Raw genomic sequence first — 22,189 nt, forward strand, 5'->3', positions numbered from 1 at the left:
CCTTAAGGAACTCTACGCTAAAATAGCTCTCACATTGCAAAATTGATGCTGACTTGGAACCCGTTTCCGAGCCTGGTTTTTTTTGTTTATCGCCTAGAGACGGGAGGTTCCACACCAACCGTATTTTCATACGAATACGTCAGAATGACGGCTATTTGTACAGGAAAGATTTAGAGGTATTAAAACGATGAAACAGATTCCAATGACTTTGCTCGGTGCAGAACAACTGCGTGAAGAGCTTGAATATTTGAAAAACGTGCGTCGCCCAAAAATCATTGCTGATATTGCTGAAGCGCGAGCACATGGTGATCTTAAAGAGAATGCTGAATATCATGCTGCACGTGAACAGCAGGGTTTTTGTGAAGGGCGGATCCAGGAAATTGAAGCTAAACTCTCTAATGCACAGGTGATTGATATCACTAAGATGCCTTACACCGGGCGGGTGATCTTTGGGGCGACAGTTTCGGTGATGAATTTGGATACCGAAGATGAGGTCACCTATCGCATTGTGGGCGACGATGAGGCAGATTTTAAGAAAAACCTCATTTCGGTAAATTCGCCGATGGCCCGTGGTCTGATAGGTAAAGAGCAGGATGACATCGTGGTCATCAAAACCCCGGGTGGTGATGTAGAATATGAAATTCTGAAAGTGGAATATCTGTAATTCCGACCAAATCGGTCAGATAGCGCTCAGTGTTTTGTAAAGAAAAGAAAAAGGCCGCAAGCGGCCTTTTATCAGAGCTCAGAGCATGGCACCTTTTCGCCCTATCAGTACATTTTAATGGTGACGGGGATGCCTGCATGCATTCAAACTGTATGTTGTTAGAATGCAATCGGCAACGCTCCGCAACACTTACTAGCGTGGTAAGGTGATCTTGCGATCTTGCGATGGCCGGTAAAGAATAAGCGTGCTGCCAATAACTTGGACATTACAGGCACCTGTTTCGCGAACAATAGCCGCCGCGATCAAGGCTTTGGTTTCACGATCTTCTGCGGCAATTTTTACCTTGATCAGTTCATGATGCCCTAGAGCTTGGTCAATTTCAGCCAGCACGCCTTCGGTGAGACCGTTATTACCTAGCATGACTACCGGTTTTAATGGATGCGCCAGGGCCTTGAGGTGCTGTTTTTGTTTATTATTCAGATTCATTGTCTTTTTTGCTATAAGTTGAGATTGAAAACGGGACATTCTACCGCCATCTCATGTGTATCACCAAATCGGTCTGCATGGAATGAAATCTATCTTCTGATTCATTCAAGTTGCAACCCATACCCTGCAGCTTGGATGGTGACGGGTATAAGATTAATGCAGGATAATTGGAAACCAGATGACAAGTAAAAAGCGTTCAGCCAGTTCCAGCCGCTGGCTACAAGAACACTTTAGCGATAAATATGTGCAACAAGCGCAGAAAAAAGGGCTACGTTCCCGCGCCTGGTTTAAACTGGATGAAATACAGCAAAGTGACAAACTGTTTAAGCCGGGTATGACTGTGGTGGATCTGGGGGCTGCACCCGGCGGTTGGTCGCAATATGTCGTTACCCAGATTGGCGGTAACGGGCGGATTATCGCCTGTGATATTTTGCCAATGGATCCTATCGTCGGTGTCGATTTCCTTCAGGGGGATTTTCGTGATGAACTGGTTCTTAAGGCATTGCTGGAACGTGTAGGTGAACGTAAGGTTCAGGTGGTCATGTCTGACATGGCACCCAATATGAGTGGCACCCCGGCGGTCGATATCCCAAGATCGATGTATCTGGTAGAATTAGCGCTAGAAATGTGTCGTGATGTCCTCGCACCAGGGGGTAGCTTCTTGGTGAAGGTATTTCAGGGAGACGGTTTTGACGAGTACCTACGGGAAATTCGCTCCCTGTTTACGAAGGTTAAGATTCGTAAGCCAGATGCTTCTCGCGCTCGTTCGCGTGAAGTATACATTGTAGCGACAGGGCGGAAACTGTAGTACCCTAACGCTGTTTGTTAACACAGTTGTAATATGAGGTTAATCCCTTGAGTGACATGGCGAAAAACCTGATTCTCTGGTTAGTCATCGCGGTAGTACTGATGTCTGTATTTCAGAGCTTCGGGCCCAGCGAGTCTAATGGTCGTAGAGTAGATTACACTACTTTTATGTCCGAACTGACTCAAGATCAGATTCGCGAAGCGCGCATTAGTGGGCGTGAAATCAACGTTACTCGTAAAGACAGTAACAAATACTCAACTTTCATCCCTGTTGACGATCCAAAGTTACTGGATACGTTATTGACCAAGAATGTGACCGTTGTTGGTGAGCCACCGGAACAGCCAAGTTTGTTGGCTTCTATTTTCATTTCCTGGTTCCCGATGCTGTTGTTGATTGGTGTCTGGATCTTCTTCATGCGGCAAATGCAGGGCGGTGGTGGCAAGGGGGCGATGTCCTTCGGTAAAAGCAAGGCCCGCATGCTGACAGAAGACCAGATTAAAACCACTTTTGCTGATGTTGCCGGTTGTGATGAAGCAAAAGAAGAAGTGAGCGAGTTGGTCGACTATCTGCGTGAGCCGAGCCGTTTCCAGAAATTGGGTGGCAAGATCCCGAAAGGCGTGCTGATGGTGGGGCCTCCTGGTACCGGTAAAACCTTGCTGGCGAAAGCCATTGCAGGTGAGGCCAAGGTGCCGTTCTTTACCATTTCAGGTTCTGATTTTGTTGAAATGTTTGTGGGTGTGGGGGCTTCCCGTGTCCGTGACATGTTCGAACAGGCCAAGAAAGCGGCTCCGTGTATCATTTTCATCGATGAAATTGACGCAGTAGGTCGCCAGCGTGGTGCCGGTTTGGGCGGTGGGCATGACGAACGCGAACAGACCCTGAACCAGATGCTGGTTGAGATGGATGGTTTTGAAGGCAATGAAGGCATTATCGTCATTGCGGCAACCAACCGTCCTGATGTGCTTGACCCTGCTTTATTGCGTCCAGGCCGTTTTGACCGTCAGGTGGTGGTTGGCCTGCCGGATGTCCGTGGTCGTGAGCAAATTCTGAAAGTGCATATGCGCCGTGTGCCATTGGCAGCGGATGTTGACCCATCAGTTATCGCTCGTGGTACGCCTGGTTTCTCGGGGGCTGATTTGGCTAACCTGGTGAACGAAGCGGCTCTGTTTGCTGCTCGCGGTAACAAACGAGTGGTGTCGATGGTTGAGTTCGAAAAAGCCAAAGACAAAATCATGATGGGTGCGGAACGCCGCTCTATGGTGATGACCGAAGCGCAGAAAGAGTCAACGGCGTATCACGAAGCAGGTCACGCCATTATTGGTCGTCTGGTACCTGAACATGATCCGGTGCATAAAGTCACTATCATTCCTCGTGGGCGTGCACTGGGTGTTACCTTCTTCTTACCTGAAGGGGATCAGATCAGTGCCAGCCGCCAGAAGCTGGAAAGTCAGATATCCACGCTTTATGGTGGTCGTCTGGCAGAAGAAATCATTTATGGGCCAGAGAAAGTCTCTACTGGCGCATCAAACGATATCAAGGTGGCGACTTCTATCGCACGTAACATGGTGACTCAGTGGGGTTTTTCTGAGAAGTTGGGGCCATTGTTGTATGCGGACGAAGAGGGTGAAGTGTTCTTGGGCCGTTCAGTTGCCAAGGCAAAACACATGTCTGATGAAACCGCACGTATCATCGACCAGGAAGTAAAATCCTTGGTGGAGCGTAATTATACCCGTGCGCGTGCGTTGCTGATGGAAAACATGGACATCCTGCATTCGATGAAAGATGCATTGATGAAATATGAAACCATTGATGCGCCACAGATAGATGACCTGATGAAGCGCCAAGAGGTGCGACCACCAGCTGGTTGGGATGATTCGCCGAGCAACAATCATTCAGACGGTGGCGGTGCGCCAAACTCGCCAACATCAGCAGATGAACCTCAGGCACCAAATTCAGGTGACCCGGCGTCTGAGCAGCAAGATAAGTAATCTGGGCGCTAAGTTCCGGTTACTGCCCGCTTAATGATGTGGCGACTTACTTACACCCTGTGAGCACTATGCTGACAGGGTGTTTTTCTTTGTATAGATCGTTGGCTGGGAATATCATGGGATCAAGTGTGCGGAGCTTGGTGAACGATGAGCCTCAGCCCAATCAGTTTTAACGCTAAGGTGTAATAATCATGCAGTTAATTGTTGGTGACCAAAACCTTAATCTTAATCATCCTCAGGTGATGGGCATCCTCAATGTCACTCCAGACTCATTCTCTGATGGTGGGCGGCATAACGCACTTAACGATGCGCTATTGCATGCTCATGCGCTAATCTCGGCCGGAGCCACGATGATTGACGTGGGGGGGGAATCGACTCGCCCTGGTGCGGCAGCGGTCAGTGAAGAGGAGGAAATAGCGCGTGTCGTCCCGGTTGTGGAAGCATTGGTACAACGCTTTGAGATCTTTATCTCGGTGGATACGTCAAAAGCGGCAGTGATCCGCGAATCAGCTAAAGCCGGGGCTCACCTGATTAATGATATTCGAGCGTTACAGGAGCCTGGAGCCCTGCAAGCGGCTGCTGAAAGCGGTCTACCTGTTTGCCTGATGCATATGCAAGGTGAGCCGCGTACCATGCAACAGGCACCGCATTATGATGACTTGATGGGGGAGGTGAATGCCTTTTTCCAGCACCATATTGACCGTTGCGTCGCCGCGGGTATCGAAAAACAGAAATTGTTGCTCGACCCAGGCTTTGGTTTCGGTAAGAATTTAGCACATAATTATCAGCTTCTGGCCAGGCTCTCGGAGTTTCATCACTTTGGTTTGCCACTGTTGGTGGGGATGTCACGTAAGTCGATGATCGGCCAATTGTTGAATGTGCCGCCAGACCAACGGGTTATTGGCAGTGTTGCCTGCGCAGTGATTGCCGCCATGCAGGGAGCGCAGATAGTCAGAGTGCACGATGTAAAAGAAACCGTCGAGGCGATGCGTGTCGTCGAGGCAACACTTTCAGCAAAGGGATAGTAGAGATATGAGTGAGCGCAAATACTTTGGTACTGATGGTATCCGTGGCAAAGTGGGTGACAGCCCAATAACTCCGGAATTTGTTCTCAAGTTAGGCTGGGCTGCGGGTAAGGTATTAGCGCGCCATGGCTCTCGTAAAATTATTATTGGTAAAGATACCCGCATTTCTGGGTATATGCTTGAGTCTGCATTAGAAGCCGGGCTGGCAGCGGCGGGGCTTTCCGCTTCGTTCACTGGCCCGATGCCAACCCCCGCGGTGGCTTACCTGACGCGTACTTTCCGTGCAGAAGCCGGAATCGTTATTTCTGCCTCACATAACCCATTTTATGATAACGGCATCAAATTCTTCTCTATCGATGGGGCCAAGTTGCCAGACGATGTGGAAGAGGCCATCGAAGCAGAGATGGAAAAGCCATTGACCTGCGTTGAATCAGCGGAACTGGGTAAAGCTACGCGTATCGTCGATGCCGCCGGGCGCTATATCGAATTCTGCAAGGGGACCTTCCCGAGTGAGCTCAACCTGAATGGCTTGAAAATCGTGGTGGACTGCGCCAATGGGGCGACCTACCACATTGCCCCCAGTGTGTTGCGTGAACTAGGGGCGACGGTAATTGCCATCGGTTGTGATCCTGATGGGATGAACATCAATGAAGAGTGTGGTGCCACGGATGCTCGTCAATTACAGGCCCGAGTGCTGGAAGAGAAGGCAGATGTTGGCTTGGCATTTGATGGTGACGGTGACCGCGTAATCATGGTTGACCATTTGGGGCAGAAGGTGGACGGTGACCAGATCCTCTACATTATTGCCCGTGAAGGTTTGCGCCAAGGGCAACTGCGCGGTGGTGCGGTTGGCACATTGATGAGTAACATGGGCCTGGAGCTGGCACTGAAGCAACTCGGCATTCCATTTGCACGTGCGAAAGTGGGCGACCGTTACGTGTTGGAAAAACTGCAGGAGTTGGGCTGGCGTATTGGGGCGGAAAACTCGGGTCATGTGATTTTGCTGGATAAGACCACCACCGGTGATGGCATTGTGGCCGGCTTGCAGGTGCTGACGGCGATGGTGCGTAACCAGATGAGCTTGCACGACTTGTGCAGTGGTATGAAATTATTGCCACAGATCCTGGTCAATGTCCGTTTTGTTGGTGAGCATAACCCGTTGCAGTCAGAGGCTGTGGTGAAAGTGACTGAGCAGGTGGAAGCTGAACTGGCGGGGCGTGGCCGCGTATTGCTGCGTAAATCAGGCACTGAGCCATTGATCCGTGTGATGGTGGAAGGTGAAGATGAGCAGCAGGTTAAAGATCTGGCGCACCGTATTGCTGATGCCGTGAAACTGGCAGGGTAAGTTACCGTTTTTGCGCAGGCACGGGTTATTAGGCTGCTTTTCCAGCCGTAGTCTGTGCTTGCGTAAGTCACCGAATTAGCGTGTATTGGTTTTTTTTTCTGCAAACGCATCGGTGGGCGCAAATTGCCCTTGCGTGCTGTAACGGCTTTGGTTAGTATTCACACCCGCTTCAGTGGCCTGTTGAGTAACACGCCATGCCTTATTTTTAGTTGGGCAAGTTTTGAGGCGAGAAGCATTTGGCACGCGGTGAACCCGCAAGGATACAGGTACAACTATGTACGAAGCTCTTTTGGTAATTTTCTTGCTGGTCTCTATCGGGCTTGTTGGCTTGATTATGCTGCAGCAAGGTAAAGGCGCTGATATGGGGGCCTCATTCGGAGCAGGTGCATCTGGCACGTTGTTCGGATCGACTGGCTCAGGCAACTTTATGACTCGCATGACGGCTGTTCTAGCGACGTTGTTTTTTGTTGCCAGCTTGGTTCTGGGCAATATGAGCAGCAACCAGGGCAAGAAGCAAAGCGAGTGGGAAAACCTGGGGCAGCCAGTGAAAACTGAGCAGACCACTGTACCGGCAGCACCCGCTAAGCCAGTTAGCGATATCCCGCAGTAATGCGTTGAAAGGTTTTATCCTGGTTGCTTTAAGTCTACTGAAAGCAGCCAGCTAAGTAAGAATCAGTACCGAGGTGGTGGAATTGGTAGACACGCTACCTTGAGGTGGTAGTGCCCTAACGGGCTTGTGGGTTCGAGTCCCATCCTCGGTACCAAATCCCAGAGATAACTTGCTTTTTTGCAATTATCGGCGTAGTATTTGCCACGTTTTCGGACGCGGGGTGGAGCAGCCTGGTAGCTCGTCGGGCTCATAACCCGAAGGTCGTCGGTTCAAATCCGGCCCCCGCAACCACTTTCCTTTAAGTGTTTATTTTCAAATACACTTTTCGATTGAAATCAACTTTTCTCGAACAACATTTGAAAATGATACTTATCAGAAAGTTGTACCGAAGCCGCTTTGCGGCAAACAGGGTCCAGTTGCATAATGCCCCGAATTTTCGGGGTTTTTTGTTATTTGGCAATAGAATCACTGGGCTATTAAGCCCTTTTTTTATGTCTTGGGGGTGGGCTTGTCCACATTAGAGCAAAAATTAACAGAGATGCTTTCCGCACCAGTAGAGGCGTTGGGCTTTGAGCTTGTAGGTATCGAATTTATTCGGTCGCGACAATCGACACTACGTATCTATATTGATAGTGATAACGGAATCAATGTTGATGATTGTGCTGATGTCAGCCACCAGGTCAGCGCGGTGTTGGATGTCGAAGATCCGATTTCGGTCGCTTATAACCTGGAAGTCTCCTCTCCCGGCCTTGATCGACCAATGTTCACCGCACAACACTATCAGCGTTTTATCGGTGAAGAGGTCAGCGTTGTTTTACGGATGGCCATACAGAATCGTCGTAAATGGCAGGGTATCATCAAGTCTGTTGAAGGCGAGATGATCACGGTGGCTGTGGAAGGGAAAGATGAAGTGTTTGCGCTGAGTAATATTCAGAAAGCGAACCTGATACCCCATTTTTAAAATTTGGATGAGGCAACTAGGATGAACAAAGAGATTCTGGCTGTTGTTGAAGCTGTTTCCAATGAAAAATCCCTTCCGCGTGAGAAGATTTTTGAAGCGTTGGAAAGCGCCTTGGCAACGGCGACCAAGAAAAAATATGAGCAGGAAATCGACGTGCGTGTCGCCATTGACCGTAAAACCGGCGATTTTGACACTTTCCGCCGCTGGGTCGCTGTTGATGAAGTCACTCAGCCGACGCGTGAAATCACACTGGAAGCTGCACAATTTGAAGATCCGTCCATTGAACTGGGCGGTTACATTGAAGATCAGATCGAATCAGTGACGTTTGACCGTATCACGACCCAGACGGCAAAACAGGTTATCGTACAAAAAGTTCGTGAAGCTGAACGTGCGATGGTGGTTGACGCTTTCCGTGAACAGGAAGGTGAGATTGTCACCGGCGTGGTGAAAAAGGTTAACCGCGACAGTATTGCGTTGGATTTAGGCAACAACGCCGAAGCGGTTATTGGCCGTGAAGATATGCTGCCACGTGAAAACTTCCGCCCTGGTGACCGTATTCGTGGTGTGCTGTATGCGGTACGTCCAGAAGCGCGTGGTGCGCAACTGTTCGTCAGCCGTTCGAGCCCTGACATGCTCAAAGAGCTGTTCCGCATTGAAGTGCCGGAAATCGGTGAAGAGGTGATTGAAATTAAAGCGGCTGCCCGTGACCCCGGCTCCCGTGCAAAAATTGCAGTAAAAACCAACGATAAGCGTATCGACCCAGTGGGTGCTTGTGTTGGTATGCGTGGTGCCCGTGTTCAGGCCGTTTCCAGCGAGCTGGGTGGAGAGCGCATTGATATTATCCTGTGGGATGATAACCCTGCACAATTCGTCATTAACGCCATGGCGCCAGCAGATGTTGCCTCTATCGTGGTTGATGAAGACAAATGCACCATGGACATCGCTGTTGAAGCCAGCAACCTGGCCCAGGCGATTGGCCGTAATGGTCAAAACGTGCGTCTGGCCTCTCAGTTGCTGAAACAGCATCGTGATGATGACCGCTGGGAACTCAACGTGATGACTGCCGATGATCTCCAGGCCAAACATCAGGCTGAGACTCATGCCGCTATCGATACCTTCACCAAGTATCTTGATATTGACGAAGATTTCGCTACCGTCCTGGTAGAAGAAGGCTTCGCAACGCTGGAAGAGCTGGCCTATGTCCCAATCAAAGAGTTACTGGCGATTGATGGGCTGGATGAAGATACCGTTGAGGCCTTGCGGGATCGTGCCAAAGCGGCGTTGACCACGTTGGCTCTGGCACAAGAAGAGAGCCTGGGTGGTCAGAAACCAGCGGATGATTTGCTCAACCTTGCGGGGCTTGAGCGTAGTATGGCCTTTAAACTGGCTGCGCATGGAGTTTGTACGCTGGAAGATCTCGCCGAGCAGGGAGTTGACGACCTGACTGATATCGAAGGTCTTGACGCTGAACAAGCTGGCGAATTGATTATGGCCGCACGTAATATCTGCTGGTTTGGCGATAACGCGTAATAAACTACTGTAGCAGGAAGGAACAGCATGACGACAGATGTAACCGTAAAATCCCTGGCTGCAGAGATTCAGACTTCGGTTGATCGCCTGGTACAGCAGTTTGCTGACGCAGGGATCGAAAAGTCCGAGAATGACTCTGTAACCCAACAAGAGAAAGAAAAATTGCTGGCGCACCTGAACCATGATCATGGTGTTGCGCCAGATAAACTCACGCTGCAACGTAAAACACGCAGCACATTGAATATTCCGAGCACCGGCGGTAAAAGTAAATCGGTGCAAATTGAGGTCCGCAAGAAGCGCACTTATGTAAATCGCGATACGCAAGAAGCCCAGCAGGCTGAAGCGGCAGAGCAGGCAAAGCGTGAAGCGGAAGAGCAGGCACAGCGCGAAGCGGAAGAGCTAGCGAAACGTGAAGCCGACGCTAAACGTGCCGCCGAAGAGCAAGCCAAACGTGAGGCCGCAGCGATTACCAAGAGTAATTCAGCGGAAAAAGAAAAAGTGACCAATCAACATACCGATGAAATGACCAAGCCAGCTCAGGCAGAAAAAGCACGTCGTGAAGCCGAAGCCGCTGAACTTAAGCGTAAAGCGGAAGAAGAAGTACGCCGTAAGGTTGAAGAAAATGCCAAACGTGTAGCGGAAGAAGCGCGTCGTATGGCTGAAGAGAACGGTGAACAGTGGGCGCAAGCCGAGGCAGCTAGTGCTGCAATTGAGTCCGCTGACTACCATGTGACCACCTCTCAGCACGCCCGTGCTGCGGAAGATGAAAACGATGCCAAAGTTGAAGGGGATCGTCGTAGTCGTAGCCGTGGTGGTAAAGCGACTAAACAGAAAAAAGGCAACAAACTTTCTGAGTCGAAAGCGGATCGTGAAGAAGCGCGTGCAGTCACTCGTGGCGGTAAAGGTAAACGTAAACCGAGTACACTGCAGCAGGGCTTTAACAAACCTGTTCAAGCAGTAAACCGCGATGTCATTATCGGTGAAACCATTACGGTTGCCGAACTGGCAAACAAGATGGCGGTAAAAGGTTCTCAGGTTATCAAAGCAATGATGAAACTGGGCGCCATGGCCACCATCAATCAGGTGATTGATCAGGAAACAGCACAACTGGTTGCTGAAGAGATGGGCCACAAGGTTATCCTGCGTCGTGAGAACGAGCTGGAAGAGGCGCTGATGAGTGACCGTGATACGGGTGCTGCGGCTGGTGCTGAACCTCGTGCACCGGTTGTAACCATCATGGGTCACGTTGACCACGGTAAAACCTCTCTGCTTGACTATATCCGCTCGACAAAAGTCGCTGTTGGCGAAGCCGGTGGTATTACTCAACACATCGGTGCTTACCATGTGGAAACTGAGAACGGCATGATCACCTTCCTGGATACACCAGGACACGCCGCCTTTACCTCAATGCGTGCACGTGGTGCGCAAGCGACGGATATCGTGGTACTGGTGGTGGCAGCGGACGACGGTGTGATGCCACAGACGATTGAAGCTATTCAGCATGCTCAAGCGGCGAAAGTGCCACTGGTGGTTGCGGTTAACAAAATCGATAAGCATGAAGCGGATCCAGACCGTGTTAAGCAAGAATTGTCGCAGTATGGTGTGATGTCAGAGGATTGGGGCGGTGAAGCGCAATTCGTTCATGTCTCCGCCAAAGCCGGTACCGGTATCGACGAACTGTTGGATGCTATCTTGCTGCAAGCCGAAGTGCTTGAGCTGAAAGCGGTACGCACCGGCATGGCAAGTGGTGTCGTCATCGAATCTTTCCTGGATAAAGGCCGTGGCCCGGTAGCGACGGTGCTGGTTCAGGAAGGGACATTGAACAAGGGTGATATCGTCCTGTGCGGCTTTGAGTATGGCCGTGTGCGTGCGATGCGTGATGAGCTGGGGCGTGAAATCCTCTCTGCGGGTCCTTCTATTCCTGTCGAGATCCTCGGTTTGTCCAGTGTACCTGCAGCTGGTGATGAAGCGACAGTTGTCCGTGACGAGAAGAAAGCCCGTGAAGTGGCGCTCTATCGTCAAGGCAAATTCCGTGAAGTCAAATTGGCACGTCAGCAGAAGTCTAAACTGGAAAACATGTTCTCCAACATGACCGAAGGTGAAGTGTCTGAACTGAACATCGTGCTGAAAACTGACGTACAGGGAACCTGTGAAGCTATTTCTGATTCACTGCAGAAACTCTCTACCGATGAAGTGAAAGTGAAGATTGTCGGTTCCGGTGTCGGTGGGATCACTGAAACTGATGCAACGTTAGCCGCCGCATCTAATGCGATTATCCTGGGCTTCAACGTGCGTGCTGATGCATCTGCTCGCCGTGTTATTGAAGCAGAAAGTCTGGATCTGCGTTACTACTCGGTCATCTATAACCTGATCGACGAAGTGAAGCAGGCAATGAGTGGCATGCTATCACCTGAATACAAGCAACAGATCATCGGCCTGGCCGAAGTGCGTGACGTATTCAAATCACCTAAGTTCGGTGCTATTGCTGGTTGTATGGTTACCGAAGGTAACATTAAGCGTCATAATCCAATTCGTGTGCTGCGTGACAACGTGGTTATCTATGAAGGTGAGCTGGAATCCCTGCGCCGCTTCAAGGATGACGTTAACGAAGTCCGTAACGGCATGGAATGTGGTATTGGCGTTAAGAACTACAACGACGTGCGCGTTGGCGACATGATCGAAGTGTTTGAAATTATCGAGATTCAGCGCACAATCGCTTAATGTTCGAATAATGCAAAAATAGTGTTGTGGGGGCCATGTGCCCCCTGTTTTGTCTGGAGGATAGCCACATGCCAAAAGAATTCAGCCGCGGTCAACGCGTGGCACAAGAAATGCAAAAAGAGATTGCCATTATTCTGCAGCGTGAAGTCAAAGATCCGCGCATCGGTATGGCGACCGTTTCAGGTGTAGAGGTCTCTCGTGACCTGGCCTATGCCAAAGTCTATGTGACCTTCTTGAATGTTCTCACTGAAAACCACGACCCAGCGCTGGTGACTAACGGCATTAAAGCGTTACAGGACGCTGCGGGGTATATCCGTACCCTGTTGGGTAAAGCCATGCGCCTGCGGGTAGTACCGGAGTTGACGTTTGCCTACGACAATTCACTGGTTGAAGGGATGCGTATGTCTAACCTGGTGACCAATGTGGTGAAGCACGACGAAGAGCGTCGTAGCGCATCAGGCGACAACGAGGAGGCTTAATGAGTCGTCCTCGCCGCCGCGGCCGTGATATCCACGGTGTACTGCTGCTGGATAAGCCACAAAACCTGTCGTCCAATGATGCTCTACAAAAAGTAAAGCGTATCTACAATGCCAACCGTGCAGGTCATACCGGGGCACTCGATCCATTAGCGACCGGTATGCTGCCGATTTGCCTGGGTGAAGCGACTAAATTCTCCCAGTATCTGCTCGATTCCGATAAACGCTACCGCGTGATTGCCCGTTTGGGGCAACGTACGGATACTTCGGATGCGGATGGGCAGATCGTGCAACAGCGTCCGGTCAGTTTCACGCAGGCACAACTGGATGCAGCGTTGCAGACCTTCCGGGGGAATATCCAGCAAGTTCCTTCCATGTATTCAGCGCTGAAATATCAGGGCAAAAAGCTGTATGAGTACGCTCGGCAGGGTATTGAAGTGCCACGTGAAGCGCGTGCTATTACCGTCTACGAGCTCCAATTTATCCGCTGGGAAGGGGATGAACTGGAACTGGAGGTCCACTGTTCGAAAGGGACCTATATTCGCACCATTATTGATGATTTGGGTGAGCTGCTGGGTTGTGGGGCGCATGTGATATATCTGCGGCGTCTGCAAGTGGCGAAATACCCACTGGCCCGCATGGTTACTCTGGATCAACTCAACACTTTACTGGAACAGGCCAATCAACAAGGTCAGGTTGCCAGTGAGTTGCTTGATCCGCTGTTGATGCCGATGGATAGCCCTGCGGCAGATTTTCCGGTTGTGAACTTGTCGTCCGCTGTCGCCTATTACGTTAAACAGGGGCAACCGGTACAAGTTAGCCATGCGCCATCCGCCGGTCTGGTGCGTATGACTGAAGGCGAAACAGGGAAATTTATCGGTATTGGCGAGATTGCTGACGATGGCCGGGTGGCACCGCGTCGCTTAGTGGTTGAATATACAGACGATACCCCCGTTCAGCTAAAAGCCCCCCATAAAACGGCTGAATAATATTATCGATATATCTATAACTTGAATGGTTATCGCTGCCTTGCCTTGCGATCATACAAGGCTAAGAGTAGAATAGCGCAGTTAATTATTGGGTTGCTGAATTAGAGATCGGCGCCCGTGTCTGTTATTTATAATTTGGAGTATGACAATGTCTCTAAGTGTTGAAGCTAAAGCTAAAATCGTAGCTGATTTCGGTCGTGGTACTAACGACAGCGGTTCTACCGAAGTTCAGGTTGCCCTGTTAACTGCGCAGATTAACCATCTGCAAGGCCACTTCTCAGAACACAAAAAAGATCACCACAGCCGTCGTGGTCTGCTGCGTATGGTTTCTCAGCGTCGTAAGCTGCTGGACTACCTGAAGCGTAAAGATGTAGCACGTTATGCCAGCCTGATTGAACGTCTGGGTCTGCGTCGCTAATCGAACAAGTTTCAGTAGAAAGGGGCCAAATTGGCCCCTTTCTTCTAGGAAGCATAGACAAATAAGGTTAATGTATTACCAGGTTCTTCCGTTACAGCGGTTCGCGCGGCTAATGAGAGGCTTTATCTTGGTTTGTATACCCAAGTTCAATCGAGTTGCAGGTAGGCGACAAGAGAGTGAGTCCCTAGGAGCATAGATAACTATGTGACTAGGGTGAACGAGTGTAGTCAACACCCCTGCAGTTTGATTGGCGATGAGTATGAGATAAAGATTGTCATTAGTCGCGAGGATGTAATGTGAAGGCAAGTCGATTCCCGGGTGTGTCGCGTAACCAATACTGACGTACCCTCAACGAAGGATTAAATTTTGCTGACACCAATTATTCGCAAATTCCAGTATGGTCAACATACAGTCACTATTGAGACGGGAATGATGGCTCGTCAAGCCACAGCCGCCGTGATGGTGAATATGGATGATACAGCGGTATTCGTTACCGTTGTGGGCCAAAAGAAAGCCAAACCAGGGCAGTCCTTCTTCCCGTTGACTGTTAACTATCAGGAACGTACCTATGCAGTTGGTCGTATCCCGGGGAGTTTCTTCCGCCGTGAAGGTCGCCCAAGTGAAGGTGAAACCCTGACTTCCCGTCTGATTGACCGCCCAATTCGTCCGCTGTTTCCAGATAGCTTCCTCAATGAAGTCCAGGTGATTGCCACCGTTGTATCTCTTAACCCACAGGTTAACCCGGACATTGTTGCCATGATCGGCGCTTCTGCTGCTCTGAGCCTGTCGGGTATCCCGTTCAATGGCCCAATTGGCGCTGCCCGAGTGGGTTACATTAACGACCAATATGTGCTGAACCCAACTGCTGATGAGCTGAAAGAATCTCGCCTCGACCTAGTGGTTGCTGGTACCGCTGGTGCGGTGCTGATGGTGGAATCTGAAGCCGAAGTACTGAGTGAAGAGCAGATGTTGGGTGCCGTGGTGTTTGGCCATGAGCAACAACAAGTCGTTATCGAAAACATTAATGACTTAGTGCGTGAAGCTGGCAAACCGAAGTGGGATTGGCAGCCTGCGCCAATCAACGAAGCGCTGCATGCTCGTGTAGCCGAACTGGCTGAAAGCCGCTTGGGCGATGCTTACCACATTACTGAGAAGCAAGCGCGTTATGCTCAAGTTGATGCGGTTAAAGACAGCGTAGTGGAAACACTGCTGGCACAAGATGAAACACTGGATGCCGGTGAAATCCAGGACATTCTGGGTGATGTTGAGAAACAAGTGGTGCGTAGTCGCGTACTGCGTGGCGAACCACGTATTGATGGTCGCGAAAAAGACATGATCCGTGGTCTGGACGTACGTACCGGTGTTCTGCCTCGTACTCACGGTTCTGCACTGTTTACCCGTGGTGAAACCCAGGCTCTGGTTACCGCCACGCTGGGCACCGCGCGTGACGCACAGATCATCGATGAGCTGATGGGCGAAAAAACCGACAGCTTCCTGTTCCACTACAATTTCCCTCCGTACTCGGTGGGTGAAACCGGCATGGTCGGTTCGCCTAAACGTCGTGAAATTGGCCATGGTCGCCTGGCAAAACGCGGCGTATTGGCTATGATGCCTAAGCCGGAAGATTTTCCGTACACAGTACGTGTAGTGTCTGAAATCACTGAATCCAATGGTTCTTCCTCTATGGCTTCGGTCTGCGGTGCTTCTCTAGCACTGATGGATGCTGGTGTGCCAATCAAGTCTGCGGTTGCGGGTATCGCCATGGGCTTGGTGAAAGAGCAGGATAATTTTGTGGTTCTGTCTGATATTCTGGGTGACGAAGATCACTTGGGAGACATGGACTTCAAAGTTGCCGGTAGCCGTGAAGGTATCACCGCACTGCAGATGGACATCAAAATTGAAGGCATCACCCGTGAGATCATGCAGGTGGCGCTGAATCAGGCCAAGGGTGCACGTTTGCACATTCTGGGTGTGATGGAGCAGGCTATCAGCACGCCTCGTGGTGATATTTCTGAGTTTGCACCGCGTATCCATACCATCAAGATCAATCCAGACAAGATTAAAGACGTGATTGGTAAAGGTGGTTCGGTTATCCGTGCGTTGACTGAAGAAACCGGCACCACCATTGAAATTGAAGATGACGGTACAGTGAAAATTGCTGCTACCGATGGCGATAAAGCGAAGTATGCTATTCGTCGCATCGAAGAGATCACTGCTGAGATCGAAGTTGGCCGTGTGTACCAGGGTAAAGTGACCCGTATCGTTGATTTTGGTGCTTTCGTGGCCATCGGCGGCGGCAAAGAAGGTCTGGTGCATATTTCTCAAATTGCCGACAAGCGTGTTGAGAAAGTGACTGACTATCTGCAGATGGGCCAAGAAGTTCCGGTCAAGGTACTGGAAGTTGATCGCCAGGGCCGTGTACGCCTGAGCATCAAAGAAGCCACAGCGCCAGAAGCGTCTGCAGCTCCTGCGCCAGAAGCAGAATAAGTGTATCAATAACTTTACAGCCCCCGCCTTCGCGGCGGGGCTGTTATCATCGTGCGGGTAGGATGCTCGCGTTTTAGCAAGCGGAGGACAGGACGTTCAGCCAATGTTTGTTTTTGGGAGTAAGAAATGAAGCCTTTCTTGCGCTGGTGTTACGTTGCGACAGCACTTTGGCTGGCAGGATGCAGCAACAATGATTGGCGTAAAGATGACGTTCTGGCTATTCCGTTGCAGCCCACATTGCAGCAGGAAGTGATCTTGGCGCGCATGGAACAGATACTTGCCAGCCAAGCACTGACTAATGATGAACGCGCACAGCTTTTATATGAGCGCGGAGTGCTGTATGATAGCCTCGGGCTACGTGCTCTAGCGCGCAACGATTTTTCGCAAGCGCTGGCGATACGTCCTGATATGCCGGAAGTTTTTAACTATCTTGGCATTTACTTCACGCAGGCAGGCAATTTTGATGCCGCGTATGAAGCGTTTGATTCTGTACTAGAGCTTGATCCAACTTACAACTACGCGCGTTTAAACCGGGGCATTGCACTGTATTATGGTGGCCGCTTCCTGTTGGCGCAGGATGATCTGCAGGCGTTTTATCAAGACGACCCAAACGATCCCTTCCGTTCGTTATGGCTTTACCTGGTGGAAAGAAGTGTTGATCCCAAGGCAGCCAGCGTTTCGCTCCAGCAGCGTTATGATAAAGCGGACAGAGGGCAATGGGGATGGAATATTGTCGAATTCTACCTGGGTAAAATCAGTGAAAGCACGCTGATGGAAAGACTCAAGGCAGATACAACGGATAACACTTCGCTCGCTGAACATCTCAGTGAAACAAACTTCTATTTAGGTAAGTATTACCTAAGTCTGGGGGATAAGGACAGCGCTACAGCGTTGTTCAAACTGACGGTAGCTAACAACGTTCATAACTTTGTTGAGCACCGCTATGCATTGTTGGAATTGGCTCTACTGGGCCAAGAACAAGACGACCTATCGGAATCCGACCAACAATAGCTGACAGACACTATATCCAATAAATTTCGAGTTGCCGCTAACGCACAGCCTGGAAAATAGAGGATCTCAGCCTGAGATACATTGGTTTTTGACCAAAAATTATCGCCTTGGCGGGCGAGGGCTTTTTGTCTGTTTTATAAACAAATTTGAGCCGGTTCACACTTTTAAATGAAAACGACTGAAAGTTTTCTCGACGAGTTATGTAAACTGGCTGCCATCATTAATGAGACACGTTTACATGACTACTGAGTTTGAAACTTCTTTTGCTGATCTGGGCCTATCTGCACCGATCATTGCTGCCCTGACTGATTTGGGCTATGAAAAACCATCACCGATTCAGGCTGAGTGTATTCCTCACCTGTTAAATGGCCGCGATGTGCTGGGTATGGCCCAGACTGGTAGCGGCAAAACTGCAGCGTTCTCGCTGCCCCTGCTGCATAACTTGGATGCGGCGTTAAAAGCACCACAAATTCTGGTGTTGGCACCGACACGCGAACTGGCCGTTCAGGTTTCTGAAGCCATGGCTGATTTCGCCAAACATATGCATGGCGTCAATGTTGTCGCCTTGTACGGTGGCCAGCGTTATGACGTACAATTGCGCGCTTTGCGCCAAGGGCCACAAATTGTGGTCGGTACGCCTGGCCGCCTGTTGGATCACCTCAAGCGTGGTACCTTGAACCTTTCCAGCTTGAAAGGTCTGGTGCTGGATGAAGCCGATGAAATGCTACGCATGGGCTTTATTGAAGACGTAGAAACCATTATGGCGCAGATCCCAGCGGAACATCAGACCGCTCTGTTTTCTGCCACCATGCCGGAAGCGATCCGCCGTATTACACGCCGTTTTATGAAAGATCCGCAGGAAGTTCGCATCCAATCTAACGTGACCACTCGCCCGGACATCAGCCAGAGTTACTGGACGGTGCAAGGTATGCGTAAGAACGAAGCGCTGGTGCGTTTCCTGGAATCTGAAGATTTTGACGCAGCGATCATCTTCGTGCGTACCAAAAATGCCACGCTGGAAGTGGCGGAAGCCTTGGAGCGTAGCGGCTACAACAGTGCAGCACTCAACGGCGACATGAACCAGGCACTGCGTGAGCAGACACTGGAGCGTTTGAAAGATGGTCGCTTGAATATTCTGATCGCCACCGACGTTGCTGCTCGTGGCTTGGATGTTGAGCGTATCAGCCTGGTAGTAAACTATGATATCCCTATGGATTCAGAGTCTTACGTTCACCGTATTGGTCGTACTGGCCGTGCTGGCCGTGCTGGCCGCGCATTGTTGTTCGTGGAAAACCGTGAGCGCCGCTTGCTGCGTAACATTGAACACACCATGAAGCTGACCATCCCTGAAGTGGAACTGCCGAATGCAGCGCTTTTGGGTGAACGCCGTCTGGCTAAGTTCGCAGCCAAAGTACAGCAACAGCTGGAAAGCAGTGATCTGGATATGTACCGTGCGCTGTTGGCTAAGCTGCAACCGGCTGAAGAGCTGGAGATGGAAACCTTGGCCGCCGCTTTGCTGAAAATGGCACAGGGTGAGCGTCCGTTGATCCTGCCACCTGATCCGGTATTCAAACCGCGTCAGCGTCGTGAGTTCAATGACCGTGATGATCGTGGTCGTGGTGACCGTGCTGACCGTGGTCGTCGTGATGCTCGTCCAGATAGTCGCGAAGGTGGCGATCGTCCACGTCGTGAGCGCCGTGACGTGGGTGAAATGCAGTTGTATCGCATTGAAGTGGGCCGTGATGACGGTGTGGAAGTTCGTCATATTGTTGGCGCGATTGCTAACGAAGGCGACATCAGCAGCCGTTACATCGGTAACATCAAGTTGTTTGCTTCTCACTCAACCATTGAGTTGCCAAAAGGTATGCCGGGCGAGATCCTGAATCACTTCACTCGTACCCGCATTCTGAATAAACCGATGAACATGCAACTGCTTGGTGATGCACAACCTCATGAACGCCGTGAGCGTCGTGATGGTGCTCCTGCTGCTCCACGCCGCTCTTTTGGTGAGCGCCGTGAAGGTGGCAATGCAGGTGGTGAACGCCGTGGTGGTAATTTCAACCGCGATGGCAAACCAGCGCCACGCCGTAGCGATGCCGCACCTAGCACACCACGTCGCCGTTTTGGTGATGCATAATCATTGATTTGGTGATTATCCTCAGAAAACCAGCTTTCTAGCTGGTTTTTTTTCGCCTGAACAACCGCGAATAAAGCAAAGTGGCGTATTATTGCCGGGTTTTTGTCGTCTGATATGCGTAGGAGATGCCATGCACTGGCAGCAATTCAAATCTCAGTACCTGGTACGATTTTGGGCACCGTTGCCGGCGGTGATCGCCGCAGGGCTGCTCTCGACTTATTATTTCGGTCTGACTGGTACTTTCTGGGCCGTGACGGGCGAATTCACGCGTTGGGGCGGGCATCTATTGCAGGGGTTGGGTTTCCATCCTGAACAGTGGGGCTACTTCAAGGTCATCGGCTTGCAAGGGACGCCACTGGAACGCATTGATGGGCGGATGATTATTGGCATGTTTGCCGGTTGTATCGCAGCGGCATTATGGGCCAACAATGTTAAATTACGTATGCCACAGCACCGTATTCGCATTGCACAAGCGTTGCTGGGGGGCATCATAGCGGGGTTTGGTGCGCGCCTGGCCATGGGGTGTAATCTGGCCGCCTTTTTTACTGGGATTCCGCAGTTCTCACTACATGCCTGGTTCTTTGCACTGGCAACCGCAGTAGGCTCTTATTTTGGCGCTAAATTCACCCTGCTGCCGATGTTTCGTATTCCGCTCAAATTGCAAAAAGTGAACACCGCTTCCCCACTGACGCAAAAACCTCAGCAGGCTCGCTACCGCTTTCGCTTGGGGATGGTGATTTTTTTCCTCGCGCTGGCCTGGTCATTATGGACACTGTTTGATGCACCCAAGTTAGGTATCGCTATGCTGTTTGGCATAGGGTTCGGTTTGTTGATTGAACGGGCCCAGATCTGCTTTACTTCGGCATTTCGTGACCTGTGGATCACAGGGCGCACCCATATGGCCAAGGCGATAATTCTGGGGATGATGGTGAGTGCCATTGGCATCTTCAGTTACGTGCAGTTGGGGGTTGCGCCCAAAATCATGTGGGCAGGGCCAAATGCCGTGTTAGGTGGCCTGCTGTTTGGCTTCGGTATTGTCCTGGCGGGTGGTTGTGAAACTGGCTGGATGTATCGTGCGGTTGAAGGGCAAGTTCATTACTGGTGGGTCGGCTTCGGCAATATTATCGGTGCTACGCTACTGGCCTATTTTTGGGATGACCTGGCACCTGCACTGGCGACTAATTATAGCAAGGTTAACCTGCTGGAAGCCTTTGGGCCGATTGGCGGATTGTTGGTCACTTACCTGATGTTGGGCATCGCTTTTGCCGCCATGCTGTGGTGGGAGAAACGCTTTTTCCGTAATAAACACGACACCCAGACGGTGAATTTAAGGAGTGAAGGATGAAACAGGCTGAAATAGTGCCGGATTATCGCCTGGATATGGTGGGAGAACCTTGCCCCTACCCGGCGGTTGCCACATTAGAGGCGATGCCACAGCTTAAAGCGGGTGAAATACTGGAAGTGATTAGCGATTGTCCGCAGTCGATTAACAATATCCCACTGGATGCGCGTAACCACGGTTACACCGTATTGGACATTCAGCAGGATGGGCCAACCATTCGTTATTTGATCCAGCGCTGATCGAATCAACTGAGTGGCATCAGGGGGCCAGTGGTTTCTGGCCCCCTGAGTATTTTGAGTATTGGAGAAGCCTTACTGCACCAACTCTAACCCGGCAACGCGCCGCCAGTAGCCATTACATTGCGCGTGATCGGTTAATGCCAAGGGCTGTTGACCTTGCTCGTTAGCGCGGAAACGGTCAATCAAGGCCAGCGTCTCCGCATTTTCTGGTGACAGGCGCACCACATCCACCAATCCCTGCATACCGGCGAGTTCATTGCCCAGGTTGTAACAGTAACCACTCAGGGTTTGAATACCATTGAGCACGAACACCTGTTGATTCTCTTGTGAGTTAACCACTCTGCCCTGGGGATATTTAATGCAGCAGGTTTCACATTCGTCTTTGCCCCGGTTTTCTGAGCGAGCGGTAAAACAGCGCGCGGAGTAAGCCAACGGCAGGTGACCATAGCTGAGCACTTCCACTTCAAACTGCTGGCGGAACCCCAATTCATCACATTGTTGCAGCAAGTTGGCTAGCCAGTCGCGAGACAACTCCACCGGCATACACCAACGTATCATGCCTTGTTTGTGTAACAGACGCAGTGTATAGCCGTTGTAACAATTGAGCGCGTGCCCGGCGACAAACGGCAGACCGCGTTCCGCCGCCATATTCACAGTACCGAGATCATTGGCTTCAATCAGAAATTCGCCATTTTCCACATAACGCTTTAATTCGTTCAATTCCGAAGGGGCCTGCAACAGTGCCAGCGTGGATATCACCACCTGCTTACCGGATTTGGCGATCTCCTGCGCCAGCGCCAGCCATTCGGTGACTTTCATCTCACGCCGTTTGGTGCAGACAGATTCGCCCAGATAGATAATATCGGCGCTACTATTAACGGCTTGCTGATAAAAGGCTTCCACCTCGGTTTTTGGCCAGTAGTAGAGCACTGGGCCTAATGCATATTTCATG

Annotated in this window: 20 protein-coding genes and 2 tRNA genes; 20 read left to right on the forward strand and 2 right to left on the reverse strand. The window is 50.7% G+C overall.

The features are described from left to right. Window positions 1-187 precede the first annotated feature (187 nt). Window positions 188-664 carry a transcription elongation factor GreA gene (gene greA, locus AC2A06_RS09805; protein WP_023489026.1) on the forward strand — a complete coding sequence of 159 codons (477 nt, stop codon included), beginning with the start codon at window positions 188-190 and terminating at the stop codon, window positions 662-664. Window positions 665-856: 192 nt separating this feature from the next. Here the strand turns inward: greA and yhbY are convergent, their stop codons facing one another. Then, window positions 857-1,150, reverse strand: a complete 294-nt coding sequence (gene yhbY / locus AC2A06_RS09810; protein WP_037384475.1) for a ribosome assembly RNA-binding protein YhbY — start codon at window positions 1,148-1,150, stop codon at window positions 857-859. Between the two features lie 178 nt (window positions 1,151-1,328). On the opposite strand from yhbY, the gene rlmE reads away from it, so the two are divergent. The 19 genes from rlmE (at window position 1,329) to yedF (ending at window position 21,237) form a co-directional block, all read left to right on the forward strand. Next, the gene (rlmE, locus tag AC2A06_RS09815; RefSeq protein ID WP_473196153.1) at window positions 1,329-1,958 is read left to right on the forward strand and encodes a 23S rRNA (uridine(2552)-2'-O)-methyltransferase RlmE; all 630 of its coding nucleotides are present in this window, start codon (window positions 1,329-1,331) and stop codon (window positions 1,956-1,958) included. A gap of 56 nt (window positions 1,959-2,014) precedes the next feature. Next, a complete protein-coding gene (gene ftsH, locus AC2A06_RS09820) occupies window positions 2,015-3,946 on the forward strand; it encodes an ATP-dependent zinc metalloprotease FtsH (protein WP_484380160.1) in 1,932 nt (643 codons plus the stop codon). A gap of 191 nt (window positions 3,947-4,137) precedes the next feature. After that, the gene (gene folP, locus AC2A06_RS09825) at window positions 4,138-4,971 is read left to right on the forward strand and encodes a dihydropteroate synthase (RefSeq protein WP_484380148.1); all 834 of its coding nucleotides are present in this window, start codon (window positions 4,138-4,140) and stop codon (window positions 4,969-4,971) included. 7 nt (window positions 4,972-4,978) lie between these two features. After that, entirely contained in the window at window positions 4,979-6,316 is a 1,338-nt protein-coding gene (gene glmM / locus AC2A06_RS09830; RefSeq protein ID WP_023489021.1) for a phosphoglucosamine mutase, read from the forward strand. Window positions 6,317-6,590: 274 nt separating this feature from the next. After that, entirely contained in the window at window positions 6,591-6,926 is a 336-nt protein-coding gene (gene secG, locus AC2A06_RS09835) for a preprotein translocase subunit SecG (protein WP_023489020.1), read from the forward strand. A gap of 67 nt (window positions 6,927-6,993) precedes the next feature. Further along, a tRNA-Leu gene (locus AC2A06_RS09840) sits at window positions 6,994-7,080 on the forward strand. Between the two features lie 60 nt (window positions 7,081-7,140). Beyond that, window positions 7,141-7,217: transfer RNA gene (locus AC2A06_RS09845), tRNA-Met, on the forward strand. Between the two features lie 217 nt (window positions 7,218-7,434). Further along, entirely contained in the window at window positions 7,435-7,887 is a 453-nt protein-coding gene (gene rimP / locus AC2A06_RS09850; RefSeq protein ID WP_072011652.1) for a ribosome maturation factor RimP, read from the forward strand. A 21-nt stretch (window positions 7,888-7,908) separates the two neighbouring features. Continuing rightward, window positions 7,909-9,417 (forward strand): transcription termination factor NusA, encoded by a 1,509-nt coding sequence (nusA, locus tag AC2A06_RS09855; RefSeq protein WP_484380149.1) that lies wholly within the window; start codon window positions 7,909-7,911, stop codon window positions 9,415-9,417. Window positions 9,418-9,444: 27 nt separating this feature from the next. Further along, complete coding sequence (infB, locus tag AC2A06_RS09860; protein ID WP_023489017.1) at window positions 9,445-12,138, forward strand: translation initiation factor IF-2; 2,694 nt, start codon at window positions 9,445-9,447, stop codon at window positions 12,136-12,138. Between the two features lie 68 nt (window positions 12,139-12,206). Continuing rightward, entirely contained in the window at window positions 12,207-12,617 is a 411-nt protein-coding gene (gene rbfA, locus AC2A06_RS09865) for a 30S ribosome-binding factor RbfA (RefSeq protein ID WP_023489016.1), read from the forward strand. Further along, the gene (truB, locus tag AC2A06_RS09870) at window positions 12,617-13,603 is read left to right on the forward strand and encodes a tRNA pseudouridine(55) synthase TruB (protein ID WP_484380150.1); all 987 of its coding nucleotides are present in this window, start codon (window positions 12,617-12,619) and stop codon (window positions 13,601-13,603) included. The genes rbfA and truB overlap by 1 nt, the downstream gene beginning before the upstream one ends. Before the next feature lie 148 nt (window positions 13,604-13,751). After that, window positions 13,752-14,021 (forward strand): 30S ribosomal protein S15, encoded by a 270-nt coding sequence (rpsO, locus tag AC2A06_RS09875; RefSeq protein WP_023489014.1) that lies wholly within the window; start codon window positions 13,752-13,754, stop codon window positions 14,019-14,021. A gap of 366 nt (window positions 14,022-14,387) precedes the next feature. Next, the gene (gene pnp / locus AC2A06_RS09880) at window positions 14,388-16,508 is read left to right on the forward strand and encodes a polyribonucleotide nucleotidyltransferase (RefSeq protein WP_473196148.1); all 2,121 of its coding nucleotides are present in this window, start codon (window positions 14,388-14,390) and stop codon (window positions 16,506-16,508) included. Window positions 16,509-16,634: 126 nt separating this feature from the next. Then, window positions 16,635-17,519, forward strand: coding sequence for a lipoprotein NlpI (nlpI, locus tag AC2A06_RS09885; RefSeq protein WP_023489012.1), 885 nt, complete (start codon window positions 16,635-16,637; stop codon window positions 17,517-17,519). Between the two features lie 168 nt (window positions 17,520-17,687). Beyond that, entirely contained in the window at window positions 17,688-17,768 is an 81-nt protein-coding gene (yrbN, locus tag AC2A06_RS09890; protein WP_152554907.1) for a protein YrbN, read from the forward strand. Continuing rightward, window positions 17,758-19,656 (forward strand): DEAD/DEAH family ATP-dependent RNA helicase, encoded by a 1,899-nt coding sequence (locus tag AC2A06_RS09895; protein ID WP_484380151.1) that lies wholly within the window; start codon window positions 17,758-17,760, stop codon window positions 19,654-19,656. Before yrbN ends, AC2A06_RS09895 begins: the two co-directional genes overlap by 11 nt. 130 nt (window positions 19,657-19,786) lie before the next feature. Then, a complete protein-coding gene (yedE, locus tag AC2A06_RS09900; RefSeq protein WP_484380152.1) occupies window positions 19,787-21,001 on the forward strand; it encodes a selenium metabolism membrane protein YedE/FdhT in 1,215 nt (404 codons plus the stop codon). After that, the gene (yedF, locus tag AC2A06_RS09905) at window positions 20,998-21,237 is read left to right on the forward strand and encodes a sulfurtransferase-like selenium metabolism protein YedF (protein WP_023489009.1); all 240 of its coding nucleotides are present in this window, start codon (window positions 20,998-21,000) and stop codon (window positions 21,235-21,237) included. The genes yedE and yedF overlap by 4 nt, the downstream gene beginning before the upstream one ends. A 72-nt stretch (window positions 21,238-21,309) precedes the next feature. On the opposite strand, the gene AC2A06_RS09910 is transcribed toward yedF, so the two are convergent. Then, window positions 21,310-22,188, reverse strand: coding sequence for a U32 family peptidase (locus tag AC2A06_RS09910; RefSeq protein ID WP_023489008.1), 879 nt, complete (start codon window positions 22,186-22,188; stop codon window positions 21,310-21,312). Window position 22,189: the final 1 nt, after the last annotated feature.

The sequence above is a fragment of the Serratia sp. HNCC26DJ244 genome (assembly GCF_057180565.1).

Coding starts and splice junctions, on each gene's coding strand:
- greA (WP_023489026.1), top strand. CDS start 188: ATGAAACAGATTCCAATGACTTTGCTCGGTGCAGAACAACTGCGTGAA.
- ftsH (WP_484380160.1), top strand. CDS start 2,015: ATGGCGAAAAACCTGATTCTCTGGTTAGTCATCGCGGTAGTACTGATG.
- nusA (WP_484380149.1), top strand. CDS start 7,909: ATGAACAAAGAGATTCTGGCTGTTGTTGAAGCTGTTTCCAATGAAAAA.
- secG (WP_023489020.1), top strand. CDS start 6,591: ATGTACGAAGCTCTTTTGGTAATTTTCTTGCTGGTCTCTATCGGGCTT.
- rpsO (WP_023489014.1), top strand. CDS start 13,752: ATGTCTCTAAGTGTTGAAGCTAAAGCTAAAATCGTAGCTGATTTCGGT.
- yedE (WP_484380152.1), top strand. CDS start 19,787: ATGCACTGGCAGCAATTCAAATCTCAGTACCTGGTACGATTTTGGGCA.
- infB (WP_023489017.1), top strand. CDS start 9,445: ATGACGACAGATGTAACCGTAAAATCCCTGGCTGCAGAGATTCAGACT.
- truB (WP_484380150.1), top strand. CDS start 12,617: ATGAGTCGTCCTCGCCGCCGCGGCCGTGATATCCACGGTGTACTGCTG.
- yhbY (WP_037384475.1), bottom strand. CDS start 1,150: ATGAATCTGAATAATAAACAAAAACAGCACCTCAAGGCCCTGGCGCAT.
- glmM (WP_023489021.1), top strand. CDS start 4,979: ATGAGTGAGCGCAAATACTTTGGTACTGATGGTATCCGTGGCAAAGTG.
- rbfA (WP_023489016.1), top strand. CDS start 12,207: ATGCCAAAAGAATTCAGCCGCGGTCAACGCGTGGCACAAGAAATGCAA.
- yedF (WP_023489009.1), top strand. CDS start 20,998: ATGAAACAGGCTGAAATAGTGCCGGATTATCGCCTGGATATGGTGGGA.
- AC2A06_RS09895 (WP_484380151.1), top strand. CDS start 17,758: ATGACTACTGAGTTTGAAACTTCTTTTGCTGATCTGGGCCTATCTGCA.
- nlpI (WP_023489012.1), top strand. CDS start 16,635: ATGAAGCCTTTCTTGCGCTGGTGTTACGTTGCGACAGCACTTTGGCTG.
- AC2A06_RS09910 (WP_023489008.1), bottom strand. CDS start 22,188: ATGAAATATGCATTAGGCCCAGTGCTCTACTACTGGCCAAAAACCGAG.
- yrbN (WP_152554907.1), top strand. CDS start 17,688: ATGAAAACGACTGAAAGTTTTCTCGACGAGTTATGTAAACTGGCTGCC.
- rlmE (WP_473196153.1), top strand. CDS start 1,329: ATGACAAGTAAAAAGCGTTCAGCCAGTTCCAGCCGCTGGCTACAAGAA.
- folP (WP_484380148.1), top strand. CDS start 4,138: ATGCAGTTAATTGTTGGTGACCAAAACCTTAATCTTAATCATCCTCAG.